We start from the raw sequence: 23,064 nt of genomic DNA on the forward strand, positions 1-23,064 counted from the left end.
CAATTGCGCCTGATAGGCACGGCCGAAATGTTCGACGCAATAAGGGAAGCCGGGGTTCACAGCTTCGCCACAGAAATGGAAATCAGGTTCACCCGGATGGCCCATCGGCCAGCGGCAGACGCGGTCGCTTAAATCAAGCAGGCTGGTCTTGTCGGCGATTTCCGGGCTCGGCTTGGCCGGAACCAGACGGCGCGGCGGGGCAGGGGGGATCGGTGCCTGCTGGTCGCCGGGTCCCTGGCGCATGAAGCCGCCGGGTCCGATCGAGACGATCTTGGGCATATCGGTACGCGGCTGCGGGACGCTGGGCGTCGAATAAGTCGGGATGACGCGCTCGGTTGACCCCGACGACGGCGCGGATGGGCGCGGCGCCGCTGCCTTTTCGACGGGCTTTGCCTTGGGCTTGGGCGCAGGCTTCGCTTCGCCATCATTGGCCTTCACGGGCGACGGACGCGATTTGAGACCAAGACGGTGGGCCTTGCCGATCACGGCGTTGCGGCTCACGCCGCCCAACTCGTCAGCTATCTGGCTGGCGGTCAGGCCCTTTTCCCACATGGTTTTCAGGCGGTCGATCCGTTCGTCGGTCCAGGACATCGAAAACTCCAAAACATTAAAAGCGGCGCTATCGGCAACAACATATAAAAGCGCCTTGCCGCGCAAGGGGCAAGCCGATAGTCGATTGTGCGATGACTAGCAACAAATCTAATGTCGCCGCTGCCGAGGTTCAAGCCGAACCTGCCGAACGCTTGATCCGCACCGTCAACTGGATCGGCCTGAAAACACTGTATCTGAAAGAAGTGCGGCGCTTCATGAAGGTGCAGTTGCAGACGATCTGGGCACCCGCGATCACGACGCTTCTGTATCTGATTATCTTCACCGTCGCGTTGGGCGGCGTGAAGCCTTCGGTGCTGGGCGTGCCCTTTGCTGATTTCATCGCGCCGGGGCTGATCATCATGGGAATGATGCAGAATAGTTTTGCCAATAGCAGCTTCTCTTTGCTGGTCGGCAAAATCCAGGGGACGATCGTCGATTATCTGATGCCGCCCTTGTCGAACCTCGAATTGCTGATCGCGATGGTCGGGGCGGCGGTGACCCGTGCGATTATGGTGGGTTTGGCCGTCTGGCTGGCGATGGCGCTATGGCCGGGGGTAGGCGTGACGCCCGCCCATTATGGGGCGGTGATCTGGTTCGGCCTGATGGGATCGACTTTGCTCGCGCTTATTGGCGTGATTACCTCGATCTGGGCAGAAAAATTCGATCATGCAGCGGCGATTGCCAATTTTGTCGTGGCGCCTGCTGCCTTGCTTTCGGGTACATTCTACTCGGTCGACAAGCTTTCACCCGCGTTTCAGACCGTCAGCCATGCCAACCCGTTTTTCTATGCAATTTCGGGCTTCCGCTATGGCTTTATCGGCACGGCTGACAGCCCGGTGTTGTTTGGCGGCCTGTTGCTGCTCGGCATCAATCTGGTTCTGGGCATCATTGCCTATGCGCTGCTCCGTTCGGGCTGGAAGTTGCGGAGCTAGAAAATGTCCGACATCATCCTGTTCGATTATTGGCGTTCGTCGGCCAGCTACCGCGTTCGCATTGCATTGAACGTCAAAGGCGTGGCGTACACGGCTGTTCCCACGAACCTGCTCGATGCCTCGCATAAGAAACCCGAATATGTTGCGCGAAACCCGCAGGGGTTTGTGCCGATGCTGTCGATTGACGGACATGATTTGACGCAGAGTCTGGCGATTATTGATTATCTGGATGCCAAATATCCCGATCCGCCGATGGTCTCCTCCGATCCGGCAGAACGGGCAAAGACATTGGCGCAGGCGCTGGTGATTGCGGCCGATATCCACCCGCTCAACAATCTGCGCGTGCTGGGCAGGTTGAAATCACAATTTGGTGCCGATGAGAGTGCGACCGCCGATTGGTATCGCCACTGGATCGTCGAGGGTTTCACGGCGCTCGAGGCGATGGCACCCGAAAGCGGCCTCTTCGGCGGCGCGCAACCAAACCTCGCCGACATCTGCCTGGTACCGCAAATGGCCAATGCCCGTCGTTTTGATACCCCGCTGGATGGTTTTCCGAAGCTGGTGCGGATCGATGCGGAACTGCGCGCGATTGAGGCTTTTGCTAAGGCGGCGCCGGAGGCGGTGAAGCCGGAATGAAACATATATTGCCGCTACTGTCGCTGCCTCTGGTGGCGCTGACGCAGCCTGCTTATGCCCAGACATGCGATGCAAAGTGCGAGGAACTGGACCGGATCGAGCGCGATCTGGTTCATTACGGGCACAGGATCGAGCGGCCTGCGAACCTGCCCGTTTCTATCGTCTCGGCGGATGACATCATCTTGGTAACCGGCAGGTTGCCCGATGCCAAAAGTGACCTGACCGAAGATTTCAGCACGGTTGCTTTACCCGGAATGACGGGCGAACGGCTTGAAAGTGCGTTGCTGGCAGTCAATGGCCTGCAACAGTTCCGCCGGTCCGACGCGCGCTCTGCCAACCCGACCAGCCAAGGCGTCACGTTGCGCGGATTGGGCGGCAATGCTTCTTCGCGTGCCCTCCTGTTTCTCGATGATGTGCCGCAGGCTGACCCCTTCGGTGGCTGGGTCAGCTGGCCCGGCTATGATGCGCTCAATCTTGCGAGTATTCGCGTCCGCAAAGGCGGGGGGCAACCCAGCGCCGGGCCCGGTGCGCTTGCGGGTGTGATTGAACTCGAAAGCGTTCAAAATCGCGAAGCTGCCATTCTCGCGCTTGCTTATGGCAGCCGCAACAGCATCGACGGCAAGGCGAACTATTCGGGCAAACTCGGCAGTGGATCGGTTGCGGCAGCGGCAAGCTACGCGCGTGGCGACGGATTCATTCCGATCCTGGCCGGCCAGCGTGGGTTGGTTGATCGCCGAGCACCATACGAACAGGCTGGTGTTTCGTTGCGCGGGGTGGCGCCGCTCAATGCCTCGACAGAGTTGCAGGCGAATCTGCGTGCATTCACCGACACGCGCGATCGCGGCGTTGATTTTAGCGACAACAGCAACAGCGGAGTCGACGCAAGCCTGCGGCTGGTTGACCGGACGGGTGATTGGCAGTGGTCTGCGACGGGCTATGTCCAGTTGCGCGAATTTTCCTCAGAATTTGGCGCGATTGCGGCCAATCGCAACAGCGTCACCCAAACGCTGGACCAATTTGCAACGCCGTCGACCGGGCTGGGCGCGCGCTTTGAGGTGCGTCCTCCCGTGGGAAAACAAATTGAATTGCGCCTCGGCGGTGAATGGCGGCGGACGAGCGGGGAGACACGTGAGTTTTTCACCTATGTCGCGGGTGCTCCCACCCGCTTTCGCACCGCAGGCGGGCAGACCGACAGCTTTGGCGGTTTTGCCGAACTGAGTTACCAGCCATTTGACACGCTGACTCTGTCGGCTGGCGGCAGGCTTGATCGCTGGACGATTGCCGATGGCTTCCGGCGTGAGGTCAATATAGGCGGAACGGTACGATCAGATGATCGCTTCGCTGATCGCAGCGGGACCGAATGGACCGGGCGCGCCGGTTTTGGCTGGGATTTTGCCGACGGCTTCACCCTGCGCGGCGCGGCTTATCGCGCATGGCGCCTGCCGACGCTCAACGAGCTGTACCGGCCCTTCCGTGTCGGGGCCGATGCGACTGCTGCCAATGAGGCACTCCGGCCTGAACGGGTCGAGGGCTTTGATGCGGGGCTGGCTTATAGCAACGTTGACATCGAGTTGGGGGTTACCGTTTTCCGCAACCGGCTGAACGACGCCATCGCCAATGTGACGCTGGGGCAGGGGCCGGGCAACTTCCCCGGCGTCGGTTTTGTCGCGGCGGGCGGCACCTATCGGCAACGGCAAAATCTCGACGCGATTGTTTCCAAGGGGGTAGAGGCCGACGCACGGTTTGACCTGACTGATCAGTTCGCGCTGAAACTTGGCTACGCCTTTGTCGATGCTAAAGTGCGCGGATCGGGCGCTTCGGCGGCGCTGGACGGGCTGCGTCCCGCACAGGTGCCTCGCCATTTTGGCAATGCCACTTTGGCCTACACCGCCAATACGGTCTCTGCGTCGTCCACTTTGCGTTATGTCGGCGCGCAATTTGAAGATGACGCCAATGTGCGCGCTCTTGATGACGCGCTAACTCTCGATATCGATTTCGGTTTGGAGATCGGTGACGGATTGCGTCTGCAATTGCGCGGGGAAAACCTTTTCGATGCGCGGGTTGAGGCGGCCATTTCGGGCACTGGGATCATCGAACGCACCAACCCCCGCACCCTTTGGCTTGGCGCAAGCTGGAAATTTGAGTAGCATCGGGTCATGTCGCAGCGCAAACTGACCCTTGGCGAATTCCTGCCTTACCAGCTTTCGATTACATCGAATGCGGTCAGCGACCTGATCGCGCGCAGTTATCGGGGGCGTTTTGGCCTCAAAATTCCCGAATGGCGAGTGATGGCTGTGCTCGGCGAACGAGGCAGCGCGACGCAGCGCGAATTGGTTGCGGCGACACAGATGGACAAGGTTACGGTCAATCGCGCTTCGAAAGCGCTCGATGAGAGGGGGCTGATCGGGCGGGCGCCTAATGAAACCGACGGCCGCTCGCACCATCTGGCGCTAACGGCGGTGGGCAAGGAGCTTTACGATCAGATCGTCCCGCTCGCGCTTTCGGTGGAGACCGAGATTGAGGGCATTTTGGGCAATGAAGAGGCAGCGCAGCTTGCCGAACTGCTCGCCAAACTGCGCGCTAGGGTGAGCGAAATGGAGCGCAAGGCGGACTGACCGAGCCACGGGATGCGCGCTTGCGCAAATTGGTTTCAATTGATACTATATGCCAGATTCGGGATCCCCGAACATAGGTCAACTGTCTCTGGATGAACCCTCCATGCCCGATCTCTTTGAAAACCCCCTCGGCCTTGATGGCTTTGAATTTGTCGAGTTTTGCGCGCCCGAAAAAGGCATTCTCGAACCTGTATTCGAAAGCATGGGCTTCACCCGCGTAGCCCAGCATCGTTCGAAGGACGTACATCTCTGGCGGCAGGGGGAGATCAATCTGATCGCCAATTACGAACCGCGCAGCCCCGCCGCCTATTTCGCCGCCGAACATGGCCCCAGCGCCTGCGGCATGGCTTTCCGCGTCAAGGATGCGGCCAAGGCTTACAAGGAAGCGATCGACCGCGGAGCCGAACCTGTCGAAAGCAAAACCGGCGTGATGGAACTGCGCATCCCGGCAATCAAAGGCATTGGCGGCGCGTTCATCTACCTCGTCGATCGCTACGCCACACTCGAAAATCCGGACGCGTTGTCGATCTACGACATTGATTTCGTCTTTTTGCCGCGTGTCGAGCATTTTCCCGTCGGTGCCGGTTTCAAGTCGATCGATCACCTGACGCACAATGTCTATGGCGGCCGCATGGCCCACTGGGCGGCCTGGTATGAGCGGATCTTCAACTTCCGCGAAATCCGCTATTTCGACATCAAGGGCGAATATACCGGCCTCACTTCAAAGGCGATGACTGCGCCCGACGGTAAGATCCGCATCCCGCTAAACGAAGAAGGCAAAGCCGGTGGAGGGCAGATCGAAGAATATCTGCGCGCCTATAATGGTGAGGGTATCCAGCACATCGCGCTGATCTGTGACGACCTGATCGCCTGCTGGGATAACCTGAAAAAGCTGGGCGTCACCTTCATGACGCCGCCGCCTGACACCTATTATGCGATGCTGGGCGAACGGCTTCCCGGTCACGGTGAGCCGGTCGACGCGTTGAAGATGCGCGGCATCTTGCTAGACGGAACCACCGAAGGCGGCACACCTCGTTTGCTGCTGCAAATTTTCGCGCAGCCTGAAATCGGCCCGGTCTTCTTTGAATTCATCCAGCGCCGTGGTGATGAAGGCTTTGGCGAAGGCAATTTCAAAGCGCTGTTCGAAAGCATCGAGCGCGACCAGATCGAACGAGGCGTATTGGAGGTGGCCGAATGACCGTTCCGTTCAAGACCGACCGTATCCACCACGTCGCCTATCGCTGCAAAGACGCAAAGGAGACGGTAGAGTGGTATGCCCGCGTTCTGGGCTTTACCTACACCACAGCCTTTGCCGAGGATCATGTGCCGTCTACCGGCGAATATGATCCCTATATGCACATCTTCCTCGATTGCGGTGGTGGAAATGTGCTCGCCTTTTTCGAGCTGCCCAACCAGCCTGAAATGGGCCGCGATGAAAAGACCCCGGCTTGGGTGCAACATCTGGCGTTCAAGGTCGCCGACTTCGACACGCTGAAAGCGGCCAAGGCGCATATCGAGTCCCTCGGTATCGACGTTATCGGGCCAACCTATCACGGCATTTTTCGTTCCATCTATTTCTTCGACCCCAATGGCCACCGGCTCGAACTTGCCTGCGACATCGGCACTGACGAGCAATATGCCGAGCTGAAGCGTGTTGCCCCGATGATGCTCGATGATTGGAGCAAGACCAAGACAGCCCCGCGCCACGCCGAATGGCTGCACAAGGAACCAATCGAAGCGTCCGAATAAAAGTGCGGTCAGGTCGTAACGTTGGCGGCGCGCCCGACCTTGGGCGTTTCGGTTTTGGGCATGCGCGCCTCAAGCGGATCGAGCCATATCCGCGCTTTGTCGCCAATGAAGATTTGCGGGTCGGAGGGGACCAGCCCGCGACCGGCTTCCCACAACAGGATCAACGAACGCGCCTCGTCATTGGCCTGTTCCAGGCTCTGCGGTTTGCGGAGCGCAGTGTTGACAAAGGCATCACCAAAGAAGGTCCAGTCGTTACCGGGGTTGCAACCGAACGAGGTTCGCTGCGACGAAGCTGCGGTGATGACCACCGATTGGTCGTCGTTGAGTGCGGGTACGAAAACCCCAGAAAAGCAGGCGGAGAGGATAATCAGACGCCGCTGGATGCCCAGATCATCCAACATTGCTGCCAGCCGCTTGGGCGCAATCATTCCGATCGCGTTATTCCCGTCACGATAAACCAGCCCCAATTTGGGGTCGCCATGGGTAGTCGCAAAGAGGACCAGGACGTCCTCCTTAACATTCATTTTCGCGGCAACCGCCGCCAGTGCAGTGGCCAGATTGGGCGGCGATCCTTGCGGGGTACCGACAGTTTCTTTCCCCGCACCGGCTGCAAGGAAAATCGAGCGTCCGGTTGCTCCGTAACGGCGCGCCAGCACTTTCTGGGCTTCTCCGGCTTCGCGACCAAACACCGGATCGGAATCGAGACCGATCGACACCACATAGGCATCGATGATGCCCTGCCGCTGGGGTTGCAACGTCGCAAGCGCGGAGGACAGTCGGCGATGCTGCGCATAGTGCCAGGCCGCACTGCGGTTCTGCTCCATCGACCAGCCATTTTCCGCCGCCTCGCGGTTGTTGAAACCAACCTGACTGGTCGAAGGACCGGCCATTGCGGTTGCAACAAGAAGTGCGGCGGCGAGCGTTTTCCATCGCATAGCCACTGTCTCTCCAACTTCGCTTATCTAGGCAGGATATAGCGATTGCCGCAAGCCTGTATTCCGGCCATGATATCTCCACACAATAGGAAGCCCGTATGAAACTAGCCTCTTTAAAGTCCGGTCGTGATGGCAAACTGGTCGTCGTGTCCAATGATCTCGCCTGGTATGCCGATGCAGCTCATATCTGTGCGACGCTGCAGGCCGCGCTGGATGATTGGTCGCGCATTTCTCCTAGACTGGAGGCGCTCGCCACCGACCTCGAACATGATGTGATCCCCAAGGAGCGGTTCCACGAGCATGATGCCGCGTCGCCCTTACCGCGCGCCTATCAATGGGCCGACGGTTCGGCTTATGTGAACCATGTCGCCCTTGTCCGGCAGGCGCGCGGTGCAGAGATGCCCGAAAGTTTCTGGCTCGATCCGTTGATGTATCAGGGTGGATCGGATGGCTTCCTTGGTCCGCGTGATAATATCCCGCTTGGCGACGTCGCCTGGGGCTGCGACATGGAAGCGGAAGTTGTTGTGGTGACTGGCGACGTCCCGATGGGTGTAAGCGCCGAACAGGCGAGGGACTATATACGACTCGTTGGCTTGACCAACGATGTGTCGCTGCGCGGCCTCATTCCAGACGAGCTTGCCAAGGGCTTCGGCTTTTTCCAGTCAAAACCCGCCAGCGCCTTTTCACCCGTATTCGCAACCCCCGAAACACTGGGCAATCGCTGGGACGGTAGAAAGCTGCATGGTGCGTTGTGCGTCGACCTCAATGGACAGCCCTTGGGCCGCGCCGATGCCGGCGTCGACATGACGTTCGATTTCGGACAACTTATCTCCCATGCGGCAAAGACGCGAAACCTTTCTGCCGGAACGATCATTGGCTCGGGTACGGTATCGAACCGTGACGCTGATGGTGGCCCGGGCAAACCGATCGGAGAGGGCGGCCTTGGCTATAGCTGCCTCGCGGAAGTCCGGACGATTGAAACTATCCAGGGCGGAAAACCCGTCACGCCTTTCATGAAGGCGGGTGATACCGTCCGCATCTGGATGGACGATGAGAAACACCATCCAATTTTCGGGGTGATCGAACAGACCGTCGTCGCAGCTTGAATCAAAAAAGGCGGGAGGAACATCCCGCCTTTTCTGTTTAAGTTCCGATCAGCCTATTTCTTGGCAAAGGCATCGCCGATCGAGCAGGCTGCCGGCCCCAGAATCACGATGAACAGTGTCGGCAGAATGAAAAGGATCAGCGGCACCGTCATGATCGCGGGAAGGCGGGCGGCCTTTTCTTCGGCACGCATCATGCGTTCGTTGCGGAATTCGGCCGACAGCACACGGAGAGCCGAAGCGAGCGGCGTACCATATTTCTCAGTCTGGATCATGGTCGTGACCACGCCCTTCACCGAGTCCAGATCGACACGATAAGCTAGGTTTTCGAATGCCATGCGACGTTCAGTCAGGAAGCCGAGCTCGATCGCCGTGAGTGCGAACTCGTCACCCAGTTCGGGAAAGCCGCGGCCAAGTTCCTTTGCAACGCGATTGAAGGCAGAGTCGACCGTTAGACCGGCTTCGGCGCAGATGACAAGCAAGTCGAGCGCATCGGGCAGACCCTTGCGGATCGCATCGGTTCGCTTCTGTATAAGGTTGCCGAGATAGATGTCTGCTGCCTTGTAGCCAAAAATTGCCATGGCAGCGAACACCGCAAAACGCTTGAATGGCGTCCAATCGGCCAGGCCACCCATGCCGTAAATCCAGAACAAGGCTCCGCCGCCAAGCAGGATCGGCCCGACAAGCCGACTGAAGATCACCGCAACCGCAAGTTCCTTACGGCGGATGCCGGCTTGCGCCAGTTTTTGTTGCGCGACCTTGATCTGATCATCCTGCAACACCTTGAGCGACGACAGCAACTGGCGCATTTTGTCGGTCGTTTCGGTGTTGCGCACCAGCTTGGCACGCTTCTTTGCGGTCGACGCCGAAATTCCAGCCTTTAACTGCTCACGACGTTCGTTCAGCGCCTTGACGCGCTTGGTCATCGGGTCGCGAACTGTGACTGCCGCATAGATGGCAAGTATCACCGCAAAACTGGCAATCGCCGTCATCAGAGTGGCTACCCACATGACGTCGATGCCCATGATTTCGGGTCCAGGAGGTTGAGCGCTGTTCATCTTTCTCGGTCCTGTCCCTTAGATTTCAAAGCTGACCATTTTGGCCATGATACCAACACCAATGCTCATCCAGACCAGTCCAACTATGCCGGCGATCATCAGGCGTTGCTCGACAAAGAAGCCCCCCAGATATTCCGGGTTTACCGACCAGACGAGCGCGAAGACAATGAACGGCAGCGAACCGACGATATAGGCCGACGCTTTGGATTCGGACGACATGGCACGAATCTTCAGCTTCATCTGTGCGCGTTTACGCAACACGTCGGCGAGGTTTGACAGCGTTTCCGCAAGGTTACCCCCGGTTTCGCGCTGGATGGCAAGAGTGATTACGAAGAACTGGAATTCGGGTGTGCCAAGCCGCTCTGCTGTATCCTGCAGTGCATCTTCCATGGTTTTGCCGATCTTGATCTTTTCGGTCACAATCTTGAATTCTTCGCCAACTGGGCCCGGGATTTCGCGGGCAACGACGCCGAGCGTTTCACCAACCGGAAGGCCTGATTTCAATCCGCGAACGAGCAATTCGATCGCTTCCGGAAATTTTGCGGTGAAGTCATTGATCCGTTTGCGGATCAGGTAACTGACGGAAAAGTGCGGCACGGCCAGAGCGAGAAAAGTTGCCCCGCCAAGAGCGAGCAACATCGGTGCTCCCCGAATTGTCAGTATTCCGAATATGGCGATAAAAATCCCGCCGCTGACATAGAGATACTGGTTCAGCCTCCATTTTTTGCCTGTCTGTTGAAGGCGCAGGCGCAGGCGATCGGTCACGCTCATTTTCGTGCCTTCGGTGAACATGATCGGTCGACGCGCGGCCACTGCCTTGCGCATTTGTTGCTCAAGTTTGGCGTCAACCGAGTCCGAATGGCGGATTTTTACCGCACTCAGTCGTCGGTTCGCTGCTTTCCCCGTTGCAGGTCCTGCAAAGGCAAATCCCAAAAGGATGAGCGAGGCCACCAAACCAAAAATGAGAACCAGATTGTTCATCTTTTACCGCCTCTGCCCCAATCGGAGTCCCTTGCGGGACACCGGTGTGGCATTCGAGTGTTATTTTTTTGCCAACAGCGACTTGAAACCAGACATCATAGATTTTTTCGACGATGCGGCTTTAGACTCGGTTGCCTCTTCTTCGGGGACGCCTGTTGACTTGATCATGTCGGTCAAAGCGACGATACCCGAGGCCACCTTGCTCGAACGGACAGAGTCGACCAGTGGTTTGCCGAGTTTGGCAGCCTGCGCCGTTGCTTTTGAGTCCAGCGGGATTACCAGATCAATCTTGCGCTCGATTGAGCTTTCAAAATCCTTGCGTGAAATCTCGATGCCGCCGGCCTGGGCTTTGTTGGCAACGACGATCGTCTGGCAAGACGGTGCGTTTGCGCGCAGCCACGCAAGCAGGCGAATGGCATCACGCGCCGAAGCCAGTGTCAGTTCGCAGACAATCACCGCCACATTCACATCGTGCAAAAGATGCGGGTAAGCGATCAGCATGTTGCGTGGCAGATCGATAACTGTGTTCTCGAACGCTGCCCGGAATTCTTCCTGCAACTGGAAGAAGGCCGACCCGTCTGTCATGATGGGGCTGCTGATCGCAGCTTCAGCTGACAGAATGGAGAGCTTGTCATTGGCCTTGATTGTTGCGCGCTCGATGAAAAGCCCGTCAATACGGCTCGGATTGTCGATTGCGTCGGTCAACCCGCGGCCCGGCTCCAGATCTAATGCCAGAGCGCCCGTTCCGAAGTGGACGTCGAGATCGAGAAGACCCGTCAGGTGACCCATTCGTTCAGACAGCAACCAGGCAATTGATGTTGCAATGGTCGATGCCCCTACGCCGCCGCGTGTACCGATAACTGCGGTCGACAGGTGCGGATGTTCCTTGGCTCCGTCGTCGTGCTTTGGCGCGTTGAGGATCATCTGGGCATGTGTCACGGCATCGCGAAGCGCATCGGGACTTACTGGCTTAAGCAGATAGTCCTGCAGGCCTGAAAGCATGAGATCGCGGTACAACCGAACATCATTGACCTGACCCATCGCGATAACGACGGTTCCGGGTTCGCAAACTTCAGCCAGTCCATTGATGTCCGAAATCGGGTCGCCCGATTCCGACAGGTCAACCAGCAGAATTTGTGGGCTGGCCGATACGGACAGCGATTGGACAGCGTTGCGCAAGCCGCCTTTGAAGGCTTTTTCCTGCGGCCACCCCATATCGTCGCAAACTGTGCGGACGACATCGAGGGTCAGGTCATCGCAAACATAGGCTGTGAACGGATCTCTGGCACCGGCCGAGACACTTTTAAATGGTGCGTTCATTAGTTTGCGCCTCCGGATTTCTTGCGCGATCCACCACGGCTGTTTTCAGGAGTGGATTCGCGGCCGCGTACTAGATCTTCGGGATCGGCAACCATCGCAGCAAGATTGCTGTTCGTAGCGCATCCGTAGTTGGGATGGTTGCTGGAGTTGTAATTGGCCTCAGTGGTTTTGGTCCAATTCGGGCAATTGGGCACGCTGGCCGTCGAGCGGGTCACGACTACCCTGGCAGTACCGGGCACTACATTGCCAGCGGTGACCGGTGCCGTTTCGCTTAGCAGCAAACCATGCTTGGCTGCGAGGTCACTCACCGCCTGCTTGGTTGCTGCATCGGGGTAGCTATCGCCAAAGTCCACGGCGATGCGATCACCAAATCGCAGTTTCATGGCCTCAAACCATTGTGCGATACGGTTTTGTTCGAACGATGAGAGTCCAGCGCTGCTGTCGACATTTACGTCGAGCGCATAGTTGTTGCGCTGAACCACCGGTTGGTTGGTCGAGTACATCGACGTATTCGAACCATTTGCGCCGCATCCGGCGAGCGTGAAGGCCAAAGTTGCTGTCAAGATTAGTTTTGCACGCATGTTCATGCTCCTCACGTCGCTCAATTGAAGCTGAAGCCGGGTGCTGACCCTGCTTCACCGGATTTGGATTTCTTGGCCTGCTTGGTGCTGATCGCCGGAGCGGCTTCGCTTACGGTGCCGAACTCCGGGCCCTTCACATTGTCGGGCGCAACAGTCGGCATCGGGCGTTCAGCAGATCCGGTCAAATTCGACGCGGTCTTGTTGAGCAGGATGCGCTCCAGATCAGTCGGAGTATTGTAACCGTCGGTCGGCAGCTTGATTTCTGATTCCGAGACCGGCTTCACCAGATAGGGCGTAACGACGATGACCAGTTCGGTCTCGTTGCGCTTCCAGCCATTTGACTTGAATAGGGCACCGAGAACCGGAACATCGCCCAGGCCCGGATATTTATCGACCGAGGTGTTCGCCGAGTTTGAGAGCAGCCCGGCAATCATAAAGCTCTGGCCAGAACCCAGTTCGACCGTTGTTTCTGCCATACGTGTGGTGATCGCCGGTATTTCGGTTCCCGCGATCCGAACAGCACCCTGCGATGAGATATCCGAGACTTCCGGACGGACCCGCAGGAGGATGCGACCGTCAGACTGGACCGTTGGGGTGTAGCGAAGGCTGACACCAAAATCGCGGAACTGCACGGTGGTCGCGCCAAAATTGTCCGCCACCGGTATCGGAAACTGCCCGCCAGCCAGAAATTCTGCGGATTCACCAGAGATAGTGGTGAGATTAGGTTGAGCAAGCGTGGTCGAAAGACCGGCGCGCTCGGCAATGTCAAACGCAGCTGCGACATCGATACCGAACAATTTGCCCGCGAGGTTCAGCACATTGCTTCCAACCGGGTTATTGAAGGTATATTGCGTACCGCCGGTGATGAACTGACCGGTAGCCGGATTGAACGGCAATGAGATCGATCCTGCGGGAAGGCCATACAGCGACGACGCATCCAGGCGCGGAAAGGCGCTGGTGTTGAGATCGCCAATGGTACCCACATTGCGACCGCGACCGACGCCAAAGACAAGGCCATTGCCGTCATTGTCGCGAGTTGTGAAATTTGATGCAATTTCCTTGGCCAGCGAACGGCTGACTTCCGCAATCCGGACCTGCAGATTGACCTGCATTGGAACGGCGGTCTTCAGTCGACTGACGACTTTTGTCGCATCGCCAACAAACGCCTGAACCAGTGTTTCAGCTTCCTGCACATCTTCAGGTTGGGCAACGGTGCCGGTAAGCAGTACCACACCGTTCATGGTCGAAACCTTGATGTCGGCTTCGGGCATTGCGAGCAGCAGCATCTGGTCAACCGAGTCGAGATTGTTACCTACGCGGATCGTTGCTGAATAGATCGTCCGTCCCGCAGCATCTGTTGCATACACGGTCGTTTCGCCTTGCCCTTTACCCAGGATATAAAGCTGCCGGGGGCTGCGGACATCGACATCGGCGATCGTCGGGTTAGAAACAACAACGTCGGATACCGAAGAGCCAAGATTGATCTGCTCGCCACGTCCGACCGACAGAACGATCACGCGGCCGCCGGTTTTGGATGCAGCAGGGTCTGCTTTTGCAGGAGCCGCGCTGGCGACGGTGGAAATGGAGGCGGCGAAGATAATCGCTGCAGCACCGGATTTCATGAGTGATTTGATGGTCATTTTATTACCTCCGGTCCACATTGACTTCTTCGACAGCACCGGCGCGAGAGACGCGGACGACGCTGCCACGGCGAACCTGTTCGATCTGTTTTTCAACCTTCACGGCTTCTGCTGCAATCTGCACGGGCGTGATTGCGGGAAGGCTGCTGCGCTGGAAACGTGAGACATCGCCGCCGGTTGCATAGGTGCTCGGGCCTGCAGTCGGTTGCTTCTGAACCGAGGCGAGGAACTTTTCTTCTTCCTCAGCAGTTGCGCCCTTGGGCAATTTCACATCGCCTGATGCCAGCGCCATTTCGAGCTCGGCTGCGTTGTCGGCGAGCGAACGGAGCGAGAGACTGATCGTACCGATCGTCTGCGCCACGGCGATTTTTTCTGCAATGCGCGGCGTCACTTCGATGGTCACCAACTTGTACTTCGAAGGAATGCTATTGCCTTTTTCATCGACGCTTGGCGTCGAGCGCTGATCAGTTGCCAGGACTCGAAGGTTGCGGATGATGGTTTCCGAAACTTTCAAGGGCTGACCTGTGCCTGCGCCGCTGACATTTTGTGTCAGGACAAGATCGACACGGTCGCCCGGGAAGACAAAGCCTGAAACACCAGTGAGTGTAGAGACTGGGACCGATACCGCACGCATGCCGGGTCCGAGTGCCGCAGCAAGGAAACCACGATCGCCAGGTGCGACAAGCGAACCTTGGGTAATCGGCTGTCCGGCTGTAATCGGATTGCGCACAACCGTGCCGACCAATGTGGTCGTCTGGTCAGGCTCGCCATCCTTCTTGATGAAATAGGCTTCCTCGATCAGCTCTTCCGGCCACGGCTGATAGCGAATGCTGTCTGCAGTCAGAATTGTTCCAACCGGCAATGCCCGTGTTGCAACGATGACCTTTGGGCCAGTGGCGACGGGTTTTTGCGCAACCGCTTGGGGTGCGCCTCCGCCCGAGAACATGCTGCGCGCCATAAACGCGGTGACTGCGGCTATCAGCAGCGCGCAGACCAGCAAGATTACTTTTTTCCTATCCATGACGAACAAGCTCCTGAACGGTCCCCTGAATGAGACAGCTAATCACCTAAAATGGTTAAAAAAACGTTCACCGGCGCACCAAAGGCCGGCGAGCGAAATTGCGACGCCATATGGAATGCGGACGTGACCGCTTCCTTTTCGTATCTTGTGAACGATGAAGAAAATTATGGTTACCAGCGCACCGAGCAAACTGGCATTGAAAACAAATTTGATGACGACCAGAGGCGGAAACCATAGGGCGACTGCCGCGAACAATTTCACGTCGCCACCACCCATCATGCCGAAGTAGAAAAACAGCGCGAAGAACAGGAAAGTCGCGATTCCTGCGCCGAGATAATAGCCAACTTCAGGCCAGGTAAATGTCCCCGTCGCGAGCCAATAAAGAGGTGCGGCGAGCGCAATTGACGCTGTCACCCAATTGTAAATGAGGCGGTGCCGAATGTCGGAATAGATCGACACCAGCAGGCCGATTGCCAAGCCGCCAAGCAGCGCGTAAGCGAAAAAATTCTGGTCCATATTGCCGCACTGTTAACCATCAGAACTTTCTAAAAGGTAACCATGCCTGAAGCCCAAACGGAAACGATACGGCGTGCCATCCCGAGTTACGCGCACGAAGGATTCTGGACTGCGCCGGATGGCTGGCGGATTCGGCGGATAGATTGGGCCGCGCTAAACGATGATGGTGAAGGCTTATCCGAACCGCGCGGATCGATGCTTTTTCTACCCGGTCGGGGCGACCATTATGAGAAATATCTTGAAACGCTGGACCATTTTGCCCGTTCAGGCTGGCAGGTAACGGCGATTGACTGGCGCGGGCAGGGCGGTTCAGGTCGACTGCTGGGGGATCCGCATATCGGCCATGTCGATGATTTTTCGACCTGGGTTTCGGACTTGGGTGCGTTTTGGCGCGAATGGAAAGCCAAGGGGCCTGGGCCGCATATAGTGGTTGCCCATAGCATGGGCGGGCATTTGGTCATGCGTTCGTTATGCGAAAAGGCAATCGATCCGGATGCGGTCGCTTTATCGGCACCCATGTTGGGTATCCAGACGATGGGGCTGCCTTATGCGATGCATCACGCGGTTGCCAAACTGCTCCGCGCCCTTGGCAATCCCGAAAGGGCCGCTTGGAAGGAGGGTGAGAAGCCCGGCTCACCACTTAATGCGCGCGCCAAGATACTGACACATGATTCGCAACGTTATGCGGACGAACTTTATTGGTGGCATAAACGACCGGAGGTGCGACTTGGGCCCCCGAGCTGGCATTGGGTCGAACGGGCAATTGCTTCAACGCGTCAGTTGAATGCGCCTGGAGTCATGGAAGGGGTGACCGTACCTATCTTACTGTTAGCGACAACTGCCGATCATCTTGTCGATACCAAAAGGGTCATTCGCGATGCAAAAAGGCTACCGAATAGCGAGTTGGTCTTGTTTGGTAATGAGGCTGCGCATGAACTTTTGCGCGAAGCCGACCCTGTCCGCGACAAATGCATCGCCGCCATCGAAAACTTTCTCGATCGCAATGTACCCAAACCATGAGCCGTTTTGATATTGCCGTTGTTGGCGCAGGAATGGCAGGCGCGAGCCTTGCCGCCGAGATTGGAGCTGCGAAATCAGTTTTGCTGCTCGAGGCAGAGGAATATCCCGGTTATCATTCAACGGGCCGCTCGGCGGCGTTCTGGAGCGAAACCTATGGTGGGCCGGCTATCCAGCCGCTGACAACAGCTTCGTTCCAGTTCCTCTCAACCCCTCCTGCTGAGTTTTCCGACCGTGGATTTTTGGCCCCGCGCGGGGCCCTGCATATCGGGACGCCAGATTGCCATTCAAACGCTGAGGACATGCAGGCAGATTTTGCTGCGAGCTCGGTCGCCCTCGAGAAACTATCCGCCAATCAGATCGAGCGACATCTTACGGGGCGCAGGGACGGCTGGGACGTCGCCTTGTGGGAGCCTGATTGTTGTGACATCGATGTTGCAGCCTTGCATCAGGCATATCTTGGGGCAGCCAGACGGCTTGGTTGTGAAATTCAATGCAGGGCTCCTGTAAGCGCACTGGCCTTTGTCGATGGCTATTGGTCAATCGAGACCGCTGCTGGTCAGTTTGAGGCCGAAATAGTGGTCAATGCGGCCGGTGCATGGGCAGATTCAATTGCGGAACTTGCGAGCATCCGGAGATTGGCCATCCAACCCTATCGACGCACCGTCGTGCAAATTGAAATTGCTCCTGCCGCACCTGCCGATTTGCCACTCGTCGTCGGACTGGATGGCAGTTTCTACTTTAAACCCGATGCGGGTGGGCGGTTGTGGGTAAGCCCGCATGATGAAATCGCGACACCGCCATGCGATGCCGCGCCCGAGGAGCTTGAAGTCGCAATCGCGCTCGATCGCTTTGAACAAGTGGTCGACTGGAAAATCAAGCGGATAGAGCGCAAATGGGCCGGCTTGCGAAGCTTCGCACCAGACAGGAAGCCCGTTATCGGGCGCGATCCGCGAAACGAGCAATTCTTCTGGCTGGCTGGGCAAGGTGGTTTTGGTATCCAGACTGCACCTGCTGTTGCAAAACTTGCTGCAGCGCAAATCAATGAGGACGAAATTCCTCGCGCGATTGACCCAGCCCTATACTCGCCAGATAGATTCGGTTGATTTTACACGCCTTTGGCTTGCGCAAGACTCACAGGTTGATAGTCTAGCGTATCACGGCTCTGTGCAAAGGACGAACCATGGCTCACTATTTTGAAATCAAGCAGAACAAGGCTGGCGAATATGTCGCCTATTTCAAATATAACAGTGAAACGATTTTCTGGACCGAGGGCTATAAAAGCAAGGCTTCAGCCAAAAATGCCATCGAATCGATCCAGAAAAACGGACCGGGGGCTGAAACCCGCGAAGGTTGAAAATGGCTAGAGCGTTGCGGCTGCGGCAGCAGCATCGCTGGCTAGCCGGTCTGCCCGTTCATTTTCGGCATGGCCGTTATGGCCTTTGATCCACACCCATTCGACCTTGTGTCGGGCGACTGCTTCGATCAATTCGTGCCATAAATCGGCATTTCGAACGGGTTGTTTCGAGGCGTTTTTCCAACCATTACGTTGCCATCCCTCAACCCATTTTGTGATGCCGTCGAGGACATATTTGCTGTCGGTATGTAAAGTGACGGAGCAGGGTTCAATAAGCAGGTTGAGCGCCCTGATTGCCGCTGTCATTTCCATGCGGTTGTTGGTTGTGTCTGGCTCGCTGCCGGATATGTCCTTTTCGTGCTTGCCATAACGGACCACAGCACCCCAACCACCCGGTCCGGGATTGCCCTTGCAGGCACCGTCGGTGAAAATTTCTACCTTCTTCATGGCGCGTTTCCGAACAATTTACTGCTTTCTATGCTGCGATAGAAAACAAGCCGGTGATAAAAGGCCAGAGGGTCCTTGCGCGTCACCATCGCGTCGGCGGGCGTGTTAATCCAGTCAAATAGACGGGTGAGCAGGAATCGTAACGATGCCCCGCGTGCCAGCGAAGGGAAGGATTGTACTTCGGTTTCCTCAAGCTTGATAACTTCGCCATATCCAGCAAGCAAGGCTTCACCAATGTCAGCCAGATATTGACGCCCGTCGGTGGTAAAGCTCCATGCTGCATGGGTTACTGCTAGATCATACGCGCGGTAGTCGGTGCAGGCGAAGTAGAAATCGATCAAGCCTCCTACCTGATCACCCCGAAATAGCACATTGTCTGGAAAAAGGTCGGTATGAACCGCGCATTGGGGCAAATCTTTTGGCCAGTTCGCGGACAGCCAGTCGCATTCGCGTGCAATATCGTCGGCAAAGCCGGCTTGCAGCGCATCGGCGGCGACCTTATCGCACTGGTCGAAGAGCGGTCTCCAGCTTTTGTGACCCAAGGGGTTTGGCTTGATCTCGCCAAAATCACCGACCGCCTGATGCACTTTTGCCAAAGATTGACCGACCGCATGGGCTTGTGTTGGTGTCGGCTCTGAAACCGAAATGCCGGGGAGGAATTCGATGAGGCAGGATTTCTTGCCGCGAACATCCTGCAGCCACTGGCCTGTGCTATCATCGATAAAGCGCGGCACGGGGCAGCCAGCATTGTGAAGATGTGCCAGTAAATTGTGGAAATATGGCAGGTCCGCCGGATTTACGCGGTTTTCGTATAGCGTGAGGATGAAACGGGCTCGATCCGTTTCGAGAAGATAATTACTGTTTTCTACACCTTCGGCGATGCCTTTGAGCGAGACAAGCTTTCCCACGTCATAGCGCGCCAGCAATTCCGCTGCCGCCTCGGCGCTGACTTGTGTGTAAACTGCCATCAGGCCGGGTCGGCGGCTGCTGCGAGCTCGCGAGGTAGCTTGAAGGTGATGCTTTCTTCGGCGGTTACTACTTGGTCTTCGTGAACATCGAACCGTTCTGAAATTCGCGAGATAAACTGGCGTACCAGCACTTCCGGGGCTGAGGCACCCGCAGTTATCCCCAACGTTTTTACGCTGTCCAACCAGTCGAAATCGATTTCTTCTGCCCGCTGCACAAGCCGTGCTGGCGTACCTGCTCGCTCAGCGACCTCTACCAATCGAAGCGAATTAGAACTGTTCGGTGCGCCTATCACGATTACCAGATCGCAACGACGGGCAATTGCCTTGACCGCAGCCTGCCGGTTCGACGTTGCGTAACATATATCTTCGCCTTTGGGCCCGACTATTGCTGGGAAACGCCTTTGCAGCGTAGCAACGATTTCGGCCGTATCATCGACCGAAAGTGTGGTTTGCGTCAGGAACGCCAAATTCTCAGCGTCTGCGACCTCCACCTTTTCGGCGTCTTCCTCGGTTTCGACCAGCGTCATCGCTCCGGAAGCTACCTGACCGAAAGTTCCGATCACTTCGGGATGTCCCTTATGGCCGACAAAAAGAATATGGCGCCCCGCCTCGACCTGACGTTCGGCCTGGCGATGCACTTTAGAAACGAGCGGGCAAGTGGCGTCAAAATAGGCCAAACCCCTATTTTGTGCATCTGCTGGCACCGATTTCGGAACACCATGCGCAGAAAACACCACATGCGCATTGGCGGGAACTTCATCGAGTTCGTCAACGAAAATGGCGCCTTTTGCCCGTAAGCTGTCGACAACAAATTTATTGTGCACGATTTCGTGCCGCACATAGATCGGCGCGCCATGACGATCAAGCGCTTGCTCCACAATCTGGATGGCGCGATCCACGCCCGCGCAAAAGCCGCGCGGAGCAGCTAACAGGATATCGAGGCGGCGGCGATTTTCGTTTTGTTCAGTCATGTGCAATGTCATTTAGGTAATCCGGTGGCATTGGCCAAGGCCTTTCCCTTGTTGCACTGTATAGTGCTGCCAGATAAAGACGCACCGAACGCCGAAACGGCACAAGATTGAGGAAGCTATATCCATGAAAATCCTATTGCACGCAGCACCGCTCGCTCTGCTGGTTTTGGCAGGCTGTGCAAAGGATGGTGAGTTGGAGGTTAACTCGGGTGTAGGTGTCACGGCAACTCGCACCGGCTGCCCGACGGTGGCGGTGGCTGACGGTACCGGAGATATTACGCTGTTCGTGCAGGGCGCGCCGCAAAATGCGGATTCGGTCGATGTCGTTGCGTCGATCACCAAGGTCCGGCCGTCATGCAACAGCAGTGGCGCGAAAATCTATTCGGTCGCGGATTTCGAGGTTCAGGCCAGACGGAGTGATGCCCGCGGCGCGCGTTCAGTGACGCTCCCCTATTTTTCCACCGTGGTTCAGGGCGGGACTGCCGTCGTGGCGAAGCGGATCGGGCAGGTAACTGTGAATTTTGCCGATGGGCAGTATCGTGCGCAGGCAGCGGCTAAGGGTGCAGCCTACATCGATCCTGCTTCGGCCGCTTTGCCCCCGGAAATTGTGGAAAAAATAACGCGTAAGCGCAAGCCTGGCGATGTCGACGCAGCGCTTGATCCGATGGCCGATCCCGAAGTGCGTGCCGCAATCCAACGCGCCAGCTTCGAACTTCTCCTCGGCTTCCAACTAACCGAAGATCAGCTCCGATATAATGTGACCCGATAAGGGCGCGCCCGAAAGGGGCCGCCCCGGCCCCCTTTTTCTTTTCCGTGGCATGGACTAGGGGGCTGCAAGACCTACGCAGCCGCATCCCTATTTCAGGAAAAGACCCCAGTGACCCTCTTTGTCCAATTTGCCACCCATTTGAACCACGCGCTTGATGCGCTGGAAACCGCTGGAACCCTGCCTGGCGGTCTCGATCGTAAAGCCGTAACGGTTGAGCCGCCGCGCGATGCTTCGCATGGCGATCTGGCAACCAACGCCGCCATGGTGCTGGCAAAACCTGCGGGGACCAATCCGCGCGCTTTGGCTGAGGCGATTGCTGGAGAGTTGCGCAAGGTGCCGGGTGTCACGGGCGTCGAAATTGCTGGGCCCGGTTTTCTCAACCTGAAACTTGAGGCATCGGTCTGGCTGGCGGAACTGCAAGCTATCGCCGACCAAGGCGATGATTACGGGCGCTCAACGCTCGGCACGGGCAAGACGGTGAATGTCGAATATGTCTCGGCTAACCCGACAGGCCCGATGCACATGGGGCATTGCCGCGGCGCGGTGGTTGGCGATGCGTTGGCCAATTTGCTGCAATTTGCTGGCTATAAGGTGACCCGCGAATATTATGTCAACGATGCGGGCGGTCAAGTTGATGTGCTCGCGCGTTCGGCGCACCTGCGCTATCGCGAGGCTCTGGGTGAGGCCATTGGCGATATCCCCGAGGGGCTCTATCCCGGCGATTATCTGGTTCCGGTCGGGCAGAAACTTGCTGCGAAACATGGCGAAACATTCGTGGCTGCGCCCGAATCCGAATGGCTGATTCCTTTTCGGCAATTTACGGTTGCCATGATGATGGAGATGATCCGTTCGGACCTCGCATTGTTGGGTATTCATCACGATATCTTTGCTTCGGAAGCCGACGTGCAACGCGCGAAGAAACCTGAGGCCGCGGAGGCATTTCTGCGCGAACACGGGCTCGTTTACGACGGTGAGCTCGAACCGCCCAAGGGCGAACCCGATCCCGATTGGGAGCCTGTCACATTGCCTTTGTTCAAATCGACCGAGTTTGGCGACGACCAAGACCGCCCGATCCGCAAATCGGATGGCAGCTGGACTTATTTCGGTGCCGATATGGCCTATCACTTCCAGAAGGCGCAAAATGCCGACTGGCTGATCGACATCTGGGGTGCTGACCATGCAGGGACAGTCAAACGCATCAAGGCAGCGGTCGCAGCGCTGACCGAAGGCAAGGTGGAGTTCGACGTGAAGCTGGTGCAAATGGTGCGCCTGCTGCGCGGCGGCGAACCGATCAAAATGTCAAAGCGGGCAGGCAACTTCGTGACCTTGGCCGATGTCGTGCGTGAAGTCGGCAAGGATGTCGTGCGCTTCACGATGCTGACGCGCAAGGCCGATGCACAGATGGATTTTGACTTTGCCAAGGTCGTCGAGGCGTCGAAGGACAATCCGGTTTTCTATGTGCAATATGCCCACGCCCGTATCAGCTCGACGCTGCGCAAGGCTGAGGCTGAGGAGGGCTTCAAGCCGGGAGCAGAGCATCTCGACCTGCTTGGTGAAGAAGAGATGACACTGATCCGTGAATGCGCAAATCTGCCGCGAATCGTAGAGGCTGCGGCAAAGGCTGGCGAGCCGCATCGCATCGCTTTCTTCCTCGGCGATCTGGCTGCGGCCTTCCATGCTTATTGGAACCTCGGTAACGACCATCCGGACAAGCGCTTCATATTGGCACAATCCCCAGAATTGAGCAGTGCAAGGCTTTTCTTGGCAGATAAAGTCGGGCAGGTTATTCGAAACGGGCTGCGATTGATGGGTGTTGAAGCCGCAATGCAGATGTAACCCGGCATAGGTGACCAGAGG

General features: G+C 57.1%; 24 protein-coding genes. 12 read left to right on the forward strand and 12 right to left on the reverse strand.

The window, feature by feature from the left end; all coding sequences use genetic code 11:
• A partial coding sequence (locus Q0239_RS10645) for a GcrA family cell cycle regulator (RefSeq protein ID WP_298602447.1) occupies positions 1-591 on the reverse strand: 591 nt, incomplete at its 3' end.
• Positions 592-683: 92 nt separating this feature from the next.
• On the opposite strand from Q0239_RS10645, the gene Q0239_RS10650 reads away from it, so the two are divergent.
• From Q0239_RS10650 to Q0239_RS10675, 6 genes are all read left to right on the forward strand, one after another.
• The gene (locus tag Q0239_RS10650) at positions 684-1,523 is read left to right on the forward strand and encodes an ABC transporter permease (RefSeq protein ID WP_298602450.1); all 840 of its coding nucleotides are present in this window, start codon (positions 684-686) and stop codon (positions 1,521-1,523) included.
• A gap of 3 nt (positions 1,524-1,526) precedes the next feature.
• Positions 1,527-2,159: a maleylacetoacetate isomerase gene (maiA, locus tag Q0239_RS10655; protein WP_298602453.1), complete on the forward strand. Its 633-nt coding sequence runs from the start codon at positions 1,527-1,529 to the stop codon at positions 2,157-2,159.
• Positions 2,156-4,306, forward strand: a complete 2,151-nt coding sequence (locus Q0239_RS10660) for a TonB-dependent receptor (protein WP_298602456.1) — start codon at positions 2,156-2,158, stop codon at positions 4,304-4,306. Before maiA ends, Q0239_RS10660 begins: the two co-directional genes overlap by 4 nt.
• 9 nt (positions 4,307-4,315) lie before the next feature.
• Positions 4,316-4,774 carry a MarR family winged helix-turn-helix transcriptional regulator gene (locus tag Q0239_RS10665; protein WP_298602459.1) on the forward strand — a complete coding sequence of 153 codons (459 nt, stop codon included), beginning with the start codon at positions 4,316-4,318 and terminating at the stop codon, positions 4,772-4,774.
• A gap of 103 nt (positions 4,775-4,877) precedes the next feature.
• Positions 4,878-5,972: a 4-hydroxyphenylpyruvate dioxygenase gene (hppD, locus tag Q0239_RS10670; protein ID WP_298602462.1), complete on the forward strand. Its 1,095-nt coding sequence runs from the start codon at positions 4,878-4,880 to the stop codon at positions 5,970-5,972.
• Complete coding sequence (locus Q0239_RS10675; protein WP_298602465.1) at positions 5,969-6,523, forward strand: VOC family protein; 555 nt, start codon at positions 5,969-5,971, stop codon at positions 6,521-6,523. Before hppD ends, Q0239_RS10675 begins: the two co-directional genes overlap by 4 nt.
• 8 nt (positions 6,524-6,531) lie before the next feature.
• Here the strand turns inward: Q0239_RS10675 and Q0239_RS10680 are convergent, their stop codons facing one another.
• Positions 6,532-7,458 (reverse strand): C13 family peptidase, encoded by a 927-nt coding sequence (locus Q0239_RS10680; RefSeq protein WP_298602550.1) that lies wholly within the window; start codon positions 7,456-7,458, stop codon positions 6,532-6,534.
• A gap of 98 nt (positions 7,459-7,556) precedes the next feature.
• Here Q0239_RS10680 and Q0239_RS10685 point away from each other — a divergent pair, with 98 nt between their 5' ends.
• Entirely contained in the window at positions 7,557-8,564 is a 1,008-nt protein-coding gene (locus tag Q0239_RS10685; RefSeq protein ID WP_298602468.1) for a fumarylacetoacetate hydrolase family protein, read from the forward strand.
• A 53-nt stretch (positions 8,565-8,617) separates the two neighbouring features.
• Here Q0239_RS10685 and Q0239_RS10690 read toward each other — a convergent pair whose 3' ends face one another.
• The 7 genes from Q0239_RS10690 to Q0239_RS10720 are packed head-to-tail and all read right to left on the reverse strand — an operon-like array spanning position 8,618 to position 15,678.
• A complete protein-coding gene (locus Q0239_RS10690; protein WP_298602471.1) occupies positions 8,618-9,619 on the reverse strand; it encodes a type II secretion system F family protein in 1,002 nt (333 codons plus the stop codon).
• A gap of 18 nt (positions 9,620-9,637) precedes the next feature.
• Entirely contained in the window at positions 9,638-10,600 is a 963-nt protein-coding gene (locus Q0239_RS10695; RefSeq protein WP_298602474.1) for a type II secretion system F family protein, read from the reverse strand.
• Positions 10,601-10,660: 60 nt separating this feature from the next.
• Positions 10,661-11,920 carry a pilus assembly protein CpaE gene (locus Q0239_RS10700; protein ID WP_298602477.1) on the reverse strand — a complete coding sequence of 420 codons (1,260 nt, stop codon included), beginning with the start codon at positions 11,918-11,920 and terminating at the stop codon, positions 10,661-10,663.
• Positions 11,920-12,501 (reverse strand): CpaD family pilus assembly protein, encoded by a 582-nt coding sequence (locus tag Q0239_RS10705; protein ID WP_298602480.1) that lies wholly within the window; start codon positions 12,499-12,501, stop codon positions 11,920-11,922. The genes Q0239_RS10700 and Q0239_RS10705 overlap by 1 nt, the downstream gene beginning before the upstream one ends.
• 20 nt (positions 12,502-12,521) lie before the next feature.
• The gene (locus Q0239_RS10710) at positions 12,522-14,141 is read right to left on the reverse strand and encodes a type II and III secretion system protein family protein (RefSeq protein WP_298602483.1); all 1,620 of its coding nucleotides are present in this window, start codon (positions 14,139-14,141) and stop codon (positions 12,522-12,524) included.
• A gap of 4 nt (positions 14,142-14,145) precedes the next feature.
• On the reverse strand, positions 14,146-15,162 hold the full coding sequence (gene cpaB, locus Q0239_RS10715; protein ID WP_298602486.1) for a Flp pilus assembly protein CpaB: 1,017 nt from the start codon (positions 15,160-15,162) through the stop codon (positions 14,146-14,148).
• Positions 15,163-15,204: 42 nt separating this feature from the next.
• Positions 15,205-15,678, reverse strand: a complete 474-nt coding sequence (locus Q0239_RS10720; RefSeq protein WP_298602489.1) for a prepilin peptidase — start codon at positions 15,676-15,678, stop codon at positions 15,205-15,207.
• A gap of 42 nt (positions 15,679-15,720) precedes the next feature.
• Between Q0239_RS10720 and Q0239_RS10725 the strand changes: the two genes are divergently transcribed.
• The 3 genes from Q0239_RS10725 (at position 15,721) to Q0239_RS10735 (ending at position 18,052) form a co-directional block, all read left to right on the forward strand.
• A complete protein-coding gene (locus Q0239_RS10725) occupies positions 15,721-16,698 on the forward strand; it encodes an alpha/beta fold hydrolase (protein WP_298602492.1) in 978 nt (325 codons plus the stop codon).
• Positions 16,695-17,801 (forward strand): FAD-binding oxidoreductase, encoded by a 1,107-nt coding sequence (locus Q0239_RS10730; protein ID WP_298602495.1) that lies wholly within the window; start codon positions 16,695-16,697, stop codon positions 17,799-17,801. Before Q0239_RS10725 ends, Q0239_RS10730 begins: the two co-directional genes overlap by 4 nt.
• A 77-nt stretch (positions 17,802-17,878) precedes the next feature.
• Positions 17,879-18,052: a DUF1508 domain-containing protein gene (locus Q0239_RS10735; protein ID WP_298602498.1), complete on the forward strand. Its 174-nt coding sequence runs from the start codon at positions 17,879-17,881 to the stop codon at positions 18,050-18,052.
• A gap of 6 nt (positions 18,053-18,058) precedes the next feature.
• Here Q0239_RS10735 and rnhA read toward each other — a convergent pair whose 3' ends face one another.
• The 3 genes from rnhA to ispH are packed head-to-tail and all read right to left on the reverse strand — an operon-like array spanning position 18,059 to position 20,438.
• On the reverse strand, positions 18,059-18,499 hold the full coding sequence (gene rnhA / locus Q0239_RS10740; protein ID WP_298602501.1) for a ribonuclease HI: 441 nt from the start codon (positions 18,497-18,499) through the stop codon (positions 18,059-18,061).
• The gene (gene thrB, locus Q0239_RS10745; RefSeq protein WP_298602504.1) at positions 18,496-19,467 is read right to left on the reverse strand and encodes a homoserine kinase; all 972 of its coding nucleotides are present in this window, start codon (positions 19,465-19,467) and stop codon (positions 18,496-18,498) included. Before thrB ends, rnhA begins: the two co-directional genes overlap by 4 nt.
• Complete coding sequence (gene ispH / locus Q0239_RS10750; protein ID WP_298602507.1) at positions 19,467-20,438, reverse strand: 4-hydroxy-3-methylbut-2-enyl diphosphate reductase; 972 nt, start codon at positions 20,436-20,438, stop codon at positions 19,467-19,469. Before ispH ends, thrB begins: the two co-directional genes overlap by 1 nt.
• A 124-nt stretch (positions 20,439-20,562) precedes the next feature.
• Here ispH and Q0239_RS10755 point away from each other — a divergent pair, with 124 nt between their 5' ends.
• Together Q0239_RS10755 and argS are read left to right on the forward strand one after the other, a co-directional pair.
• The gene (locus Q0239_RS10755; protein ID WP_298602510.1) at positions 20,563-21,207 is read left to right on the forward strand and encodes a hypothetical protein; all 645 of its coding nucleotides are present in this window, start codon (positions 20,563-20,565) and stop codon (positions 21,205-21,207) included.
• 108 nt (positions 21,208-21,315) lie between these two features.
• Complete coding sequence (gene argS, locus Q0239_RS10760) at positions 21,316-23,043, forward strand: arginine--tRNA ligase (protein WP_298602513.1); 1,728 nt, start codon at positions 21,316-21,318, stop codon at positions 23,041-23,043.
• Positions 23,044-23,064: the final 21 nt, after the last annotated feature.

Origin of the sequence: uncultured Sphingorhabdus sp., assembly GCF_937872355.1 — a bacterium.
In the GTDB taxonomy this organism is placed as follows: Bacteria; Pseudomonadota; Alphaproteobacteria; order Sphingomonadales; family Sphingomonadaceae; genus Sphingorhabdus_B.

What these genes read in the sequence shown, in the direction of transcription:
- Q0239_RS10650 (WP_298602450.1), top strand. Translation starts at nt 684, where the DNA reads ATGACTAGCAACAAATCTAATGTCGCCGCTGCCGAGGTTCAAGCCGAA.
- maiA (WP_298602453.1), top strand. Translation starts at nt 1,527, where the DNA reads ATGTCCGACATCATCCTGTTCGATTATTGGCGTTCGTCGGCCAGCTAC.
- Q0239_RS10660 (WP_298602456.1), top strand. Translation starts at nt 2,156, where the DNA reads ATGAAACATATATTGCCGCTACTGTCGCTGCCTCTGGTGGCGCTGACG.
- Q0239_RS10665 (WP_298602459.1), top strand. Translation starts at nt 4,316, where the DNA reads ATGTCGCAGCGCAAACTGACCCTTGGCGAATTCCTGCCTTACCAGCTT.
- hppD (WP_298602462.1), top strand. Translation starts at nt 4,878, where the DNA reads ATGCCCGATCTCTTTGAAAACCCCCTCGGCCTTGATGGCTTTGAATTT.
- Q0239_RS10675 (WP_298602465.1), top strand. Translation starts at nt 5,969, where the DNA reads ATGACCGTTCCGTTCAAGACCGACCGTATCCACCACGTCGCCTATCGC.
- Q0239_RS10680 (WP_298602550.1), bottom strand. Translation starts at nt 7,458, where the DNA reads ATGCGATGGAAAACGCTCGCCGCCGCACTTCTTGTTGCAACCGCAATG.
- Q0239_RS10685 (WP_298602468.1), top strand. Translation starts at nt 7,557, where the DNA reads ATGAAACTAGCCTCTTTAAAGTCCGGTCGTGATGGCAAACTGGTCGTC.
- Q0239_RS10690 (WP_298602471.1), bottom strand. Translation starts at nt 9,619, where the DNA reads ATGAACAGCGCTCAACCTCCTGGACCCGAAATCATGGGCATCGACGTC.
- Q0239_RS10695 (WP_298602474.1), bottom strand. Translation starts at nt 10,600, where the DNA reads ATGAACAATCTGGTTCTCATTTTTGGTTTGGTGGCCTCGCTCATCCTT.
- Q0239_RS10700 (WP_298602477.1), bottom strand. Translation starts at nt 11,920, where the DNA reads ATGAACGCACCATTTAAAAGTGTCTCGGCCGGTGCCAGAGATCCGTTC.
- Q0239_RS10705 (WP_298602480.1), bottom strand. Translation starts at nt 12,501, where the DNA reads ATGCGTGCAAAACTAATCTTGACAGCAACTTTGGCCTTCACGCTCGCC.
- Q0239_RS10710 (WP_298602483.1), bottom strand. Translation starts at nt 14,141, where the DNA reads ATGACCATCAAATCACTCATGAAATCCGGTGCTGCAGCGATTATCTTC.
- cpaB (WP_298602486.1), bottom strand. Translation starts at nt 15,162, where the DNA reads ATGGATAGGAAAAAAGTAATCTTGCTGGTCTGCGCGCTGCTGATAGCC.
- Q0239_RS10720 (WP_298602489.1), bottom strand. Translation starts at nt 15,678, where the DNA reads ATGGACCAGAATTTTTTCGCTTACGCGCTGCTTGGCGGCTTGGCAATC.
- Q0239_RS10725 (WP_298602492.1), top strand. Translation starts at nt 15,721, where the DNA reads ATGCCTGAAGCCCAAACGGAAACGATACGGCGTGCCATCCCGAGTTAC.
- Q0239_RS10730 (WP_298602495.1), top strand. Translation starts at nt 16,695, where the DNA reads ATGAGCCGTTTTGATATTGCCGTTGTTGGCGCAGGAATGGCAGGCGCG.
- Q0239_RS10735 (WP_298602498.1), top strand. Translation starts at nt 17,879, where the DNA reads ATGGCTCACTATTTTGAAATCAAGCAGAACAAGGCTGGCGAATATGTC.
- rnhA (WP_298602501.1), bottom strand. Translation starts at nt 18,499, where the DNA reads ATGAAGAAGGTAGAAATTTTCACCGACGGTGCCTGCAAGGGCAATCCC.
- thrB (WP_298602504.1), bottom strand. Translation starts at nt 19,467, where the DNA reads ATGGCAGTTTACACACAAGTCAGCGCCGAGGCGGCAGCGGAATTGCTG.
- ispH (WP_298602507.1), bottom strand. Translation starts at nt 20,438, where the DNA reads ATGACTGAACAAAACGAAAATCGCCGCCGCCTCGATATCCTGTTAGCT.
- Q0239_RS10755 (WP_298602510.1), top strand. Translation starts at nt 20,563, where the DNA reads ATGAAAATCCTATTGCACGCAGCACCGCTCGCTCTGCTGGTTTTGGCA.